The organism is Bdellovibrionota bacterium, assembly GCA_035292885.1.
GTDB lineage: Bacteria > Bdellovibrionota_G > JALEGL01 > JALEGL01 > DATDPG01 > DATDPG01.
Genome location: DATDPG010000054.1, coordinates 1 through 4,916, shown reverse-complemented (window position 1 = coordinate 4,916; position 4,916 = coordinate 1). Strand labels below are relative to the sequence as shown.

6 protein-coding genes are annotated in these 4,916 nt (G+C 54.2%); 2 read left to right on the top strand and 4 right to left on the bottom strand.

The genetic code is table 11. The features are described 5' to 3' along the window. Positions 1–700: HAD-IC family P-type ATPase (locus tag VI895_04535; protein ID HLG19068.1), on the top strand; the 700-nt coding region annotated here is incomplete at its 5' end. A 58-nt stretch (positions 701–758) separates the two neighbouring features. Here the strand turns inward: VI895_04535 and VI895_04530 are convergent. Further along, a complete protein-coding gene (locus VI895_04530; protein ID HLG19067.1) occupies positions 759–1,151 on the bottom strand; it encodes a DUF6036 family nucleotidyltransferase in 393 nt (130 codons plus the stop codon). A 4-nt stretch (positions 1,152–1,155) separates the two neighbouring features. Next, complete coding sequence (locus VI895_04525; protein ID HLG19066.1) at positions 1,156–1,371, bottom strand: hypothetical protein; 216 nt, start codon at positions 1,369–1,371, stop codon at positions 1,156–1,158. A gap of 132 nt (positions 1,372–1,503) precedes the next feature. On the opposite strand from VI895_04525, the gene VI895_04520 reads away from it, so the two are divergent. Then, complete coding sequence (locus VI895_04520) at positions 1,504–1,971, top strand: VOC family protein (GenBank protein HLG19065.1); 468 nt, start codon at positions 1,504–1,506, stop codon at positions 1,969–1,971. A 527-nt stretch (positions 1,972–2,498) separates the two neighbouring features. Here VI895_04520 and VI895_04515 read toward each other — a convergent pair. Both VI895_04515 and recJ read right to left on the bottom strand, forming a co-directional pair. Further along, on the bottom strand, positions 2,499–2,879 hold the full coding sequence (locus tag VI895_04515; GenBank protein HLG19064.1) for a hypothetical protein: 381 nt from the start codon (positions 2,877–2,879) through the stop codon (positions 2,499–2,501). Between the two features lie 264 nt (positions 2,880–3,143). Continuing rightward, on the bottom strand, positions 3,144–4,916 hold a 1,773-nt coding region (gene recJ, locus VI895_04510; GenBank protein HLG19063.1), incomplete at its 5' end, for a single-stranded-DNA-specific exonuclease RecJ.

The following is a 4,916-nucleotide window of genomic DNA, read 5'->3' as shown; positions in this document are numbered from 1 at the left end:
CGTGGGGACGGAGAACTATTTGAAGGACCAACACATCTCCACAACGGCCGTCACCGAACATGCGAGCGAAGCCGCACATCATGGAGAGACGCTACTTTGCGTTGCGCAGGATCAGACGGCGATCGGCCTTTTGGGATTTACCGATCCGATCAAACCTTCCGCGATGGAAACCGTTCGCGGGCTCCAAAAAAGCGGGATTCGCATTGTGATGCTGACCGGAGATCATAAAGCCTCAGCGGATCGGGTAGCGCGCGAGCTCGGGATTCAGGAAGTTCAGGCGGAACTCCTGCCGACCGATAAGGCGGCGTTCATCCGAAACCTGCGCGCACAGGGAAAACGGGTGGCCATGGCGGGCGATGGAATCAACGATGCACCGGCCCTGGCCGAAGCGGACGTCGGAATCGCCATGAGCAGCGGGACCGACATCGCGATGGAAACCGCTGGGATTACGTTGATGAAAGGAGATCTGCGAGGCGTCGTTCGCGCCCTTCGTTTGAGCCGGGCGACACTTCGAAATATCCGCCAAAATCTTTTTTTGGCGTTCGTCTACAACACCCTCGCCATTCCAATCGCCGCCGGCGCCCTCTACCCCGCCTTCGGCCTCTTGCTCAACCCGATGATCGCCGCCGCCGCGATGAGTTTCAGTTCGGTGTCGGTGATCGGAAACGCGTTGCGCCTTCGATCGTTGGATTTAAAATAGCGCGATTGACTCATCGAAAGAGTTGAAGGACGGAAACCGCCTCAATTCAGCCAGAAAGCTATCGATTTTTTGCTTTTTGAAGATTCTTCAAATCGAGAATGTCTTGATCTCGTCCTACCGCACTTTTGTTGGTTATCAAATCTTCGATACTCAAGAGATGAATGGGTACACCGTCGTAGGTGGAAGAAACTCGATTCTTCCAGGCGTTTTCAAAATCAAGACCTTTCAGCGTAGTAAGGATGTCGATACGGTTTGGTTCTATGCCTATTTGAAAGATGGTGTCCGGGGCCGAGAGATCTTTTAGAGTGAGATCGGCCATTGGAGCACCAAATTTCTTAAGAGCTTGATACACCCGGACTGCGTTGTCCTTGGAGCACTCTACCCAAATATCCAGATCTTTCGTGTATCGCGGTGTGGAATAAAACATCACGGCGTGGGCGCCGACGATCAAGAAGTTAGCGTCCGCGTCGGATAATTTGCGTAACAGATCTTTGAAGTCTGGATTCGCCGGCATTTTGTCCCTTGAAAAATTGAACCTCTTTTACCATTTCCCATGCGGCCGCAAAAATTCCTTCAGGTCCCACACGTTGCCAAAATCTAAGATCGAACATGCCGTCGTCCTCTTGGCCCCGACGTAATACACGACTCATTTGAACGCGTTTCTTCGGCATGGACTGATTATAGCAGAGTGCGACATTGCCGGCGCCTTACGCTTTCGTGCCATGGACCAAAAATTGCGCGATTGACTCACGGACGGAGTTGGTGAATAAGTCCATCTTCATTCCGAACACAGGAGAAACATCATGGCGAAAAAAGCGAACTGGATTCCGGAAGGATATCATGCCGTCACGCCTTATTTGACCATCCGAAACGCGGCGAAGGCGCTGGAGTTTTATAAAAAGGCGTTCGGAGCCGAAGAATTGACGAGAATGCCCGGGCCGGGCGGCTCGTTGATGCACGCGGAGATCAAAATCGGCGATTCGATCGTCATGATGGGAGAGGAAGCTCCGGATCGAGGGCAGAAATCCCCTCAAGGTCTAAACGGCACGCCCGTCGGCCTTTTTATATATGTAAAAGACGTCGACAAGGCGTTTCAACGCGCCGCCGATGCCGGAGCGAAAGCAATTATGCCCGTCGCCGACATGTTTTGGGGAGACCGATACGGTCAATTGGAAGATCCGTTCGGGCACCGCTGGTCCCTGGGCACTCACAAGGAAGATCTGACGCCGGCGGAGATTGAGAAACGAGCCCAGGCATTTTTCTGTAAATAGAGGTTAGAACAATTCTTGCTTTCGTTCGGGTGGCCGGTACGTTTAACCGAATGCGAGGCTTTTTCGTAAGCACGTTGGCTTTCGGTCTAATGATTTTGGGCGGAATTGGTTGCGGCGACGACACCACGACGACATCGCTCTCATGTGGCGATTATGCGGAGACGGTGTGCACCAAAACATGCGACTGTGAAAGCAACTGCAGAATCTATTACCCCTCGGCGAGTTCACAGTCTTTCGGATCCAAATCGACCTGCACAACTGCCATGGGCGAATATTGCAGCACCCATCAACTGGATATGACCGCGTGCGGAACCGATCTTACAACGGCCGCGTGCACCACCGGGGATTTCGGCTTGGGTTTCGATCTCCCTGATTCTTGCTATTGATTGAAACGAACGACAACAAAGAAGGGCGGTTCAACGACCACCCTTCTTTTAGGACGCGAAGAATGCCCCCCTTCGAACCCGCCATCCTTCCGCCCGGATCAAGGCCTCGTCCCCCCGAACTCGACCCTGAACGCTAACTGCTTATTTGGCCCGCTTCTTCTGAGCTAATCCTTCCAACCTCCTCTCGAGCCGGGAAGCTTGATCACCCATACGGCCCAGCTCCCGCGTCGAAAGTTCATTCAACCGATCCATCGCCTTCCGAACACTCGAATCTACTCGTTGTTCGAAAATGACCTGGCTTCTCTGCATTCGGCTCAGCAGGGTTCCGAGCAACCGATCCCCCTCTTCCGGTGTAACTCGGCCGAGCTCCGTCATCTTCCGAACCAGATCTCGCCCTTCCGCTTCCGCCACTGTCGTCAAACCGCGCGTCGCCCTCCACGACAGCCTCACGAAATCGCGTAACACCGTCTCCCGGGAAGATTTCGACTCTTTCTCCCCTAGCTTCGCCGCAACCATTTCCATTGTTCCTCCCCTTGCGGCGTCTGACTTTCAGCAATCACAACATGTGTGCCAAACGCCGCAATCGTTTCCTCTGTGGACAACTTCCAATCAAACAAAGTGCTTACGGATGTGAGGGCCCCGGGGCATGGGCCCAGGCATGAATTCTTTACTCGCGTTGTTGTCATATTTTTGCACAGTTCCTAGAAGCCATTTTTAACCCACTAATATCGCCCCATTTTTCCGCACAAAACTGTCTAAGCCCTATACACCGCGACCGTACGATCATCAGACACTTCGAACGTCTCGAAGTTTGATTCGAACCTCTCGACGTCCCTGCCAGAAGTTCTCCTCCGGCGTGTAAACCACCTGGACAGTTCCTTTCAAGAACGATCCGATCGAACGGTACATTCCAAAACCAATCGCCGAATATGTCGGCCCCGCTCCATCGTGCAACGTCACCCGCACGTGGTCTTTTCCCATCTCTCGCGGCGTGCCCAGGACCTTCGCCGTAGTACGGAAGACCGGCTCCGGATTTCCAATCCCAAACGGACGCAACCGATTGAGATCCGTAAGGAACCTATCATTTACCTGCCCCAAATTAAGCTCCGCGTCAATTAGAATCTCCTGCGCTGCGTAAACCGCTTGCAGAGCCACTTCTCGCCGGAATTGTTGGGAAAATTCATGAAGACGTTTTCTCTCGAGCGTACAGCCCGCAGCTTCTCGATGTCCGCCAAATCCAACCAAGATGGAGGCGCAACCGCGAAGTGCGGTCACTAAATCGACGCCCGAGCGACTTCGCGCGGAACCCTTTGCTTCGTCGCCCTGCAGTGAAAAAACAAATGCGGGGATGCCGAACCTTTGCGCAAGTTTTTGCGCGACCAGACCGATCACGCCCGGATGAAAGTCTTCCGATGAAACGATCACAACGTTAGCTCCTTCGGTGATCTGACGTTCTGCATCGAAGGTCGCCAAACGGGTCATACGTGTTTCAAGTTCCTTGCGCTCCGTATTCCACGCTTCCAATTGGGCCGCCAATTCCTCGGCGCGCCCGAATCGATCCGTTAAGAGAAGTTCGAGCGCCTGATCCGCGTGACCCAGACGAGCCGCGGCATTGATCCGTGGTGCTAAACGAAAACCGACATCATCCGCATGGATTACGGCGGATGGGGATAAGCCGGCCTTCTCTCGCATCGCTTCCACTCCCGGGCGACTCGAAACGCGGAGCTGATCCAATCCGTGGGATACGAGAATCCGATTCTGACCGCAGAGAGGTGCCATGTCCGCCAATGTCCCCAACGCAACGATATCGAGATAGTTTTTCAGATTCGGTTCGGTCCGATCCACGAAGTACCCTTCCTCACGTAATCGGGCCCGCAGCGCAACGGCCAACATGAACGCCACGCCGACGCCCGAAAGATCGTCCTGCGCGCCGCTCCCGCGCGACAGTTTGGGATTTACAATCACCAGTCCGGGAGGAAGCTCCTGCGGCGGTTCGTGATGGTCGGTCACAATCGTGTCGATTCCGGCTTTCGCAAGCTCGGAGATTTCCGAGATGTTCGAGCTTCCGCAATCGCAGGTAATCAACAAACGAACACCCGAAGAACTCGCGAGATCCATGGCCCGGCGAGATATCCCGTGTCCTTCGAGCAATCGGTTCGGGATAAAAGGGGTTACGTCCGCTCCGATGTCCCGGAGAAAAGCAATGAGGAGAGCTGTCGATGTAATTCCGTCCGCGTCAAAATCCCCGTGAACCAAGATTTTTTCGTGGTTCCGAATCGCTTTGACCAGGCGACCCACGGCTTCTTTCATTCCCGACAGCACCGTGGGATTTTCCAAATCGGCCATCGATTTTCGAAGAAACCGATCGATCGAGTCCTCTTTCGAAAAACCGCGGGTGAACAACACGCGCACCACCGGTTCCGGTAGTGCTAAGGTCGAAGCCAATTCCCGTACGGCGCGGTCGTCGGTTTCAATCAGGCGCCAAGAAGACGGCATCACGCCGCCAGTCGCTTCCGCCGCTGCAGATAGTTGTGGAAGTACACCGTGATAGGCGAAGCG

Coding starts and splice junctions, on each gene's coding strand:
- VI895_04525 (HLG19066.1), bottom strand. CDS start 1,371: ATGCCGAAGAAACGCGTTCAAATGAGTCGTGTATTACGTCGGGGCCAA.
- VI895_04520 (HLG19065.1), top strand. CDS start 1,504: ATGGCGAAAAAAGCGAACTGGATTCCGGAAGGATATCATGCCGTCACG.
- VI895_04515 (HLG19064.1), bottom strand. CDS start 2,879: ATGGAAATGGTTGCGGCGAAGCTAGGGGAGAAAGAGTCGAAATCTTCC.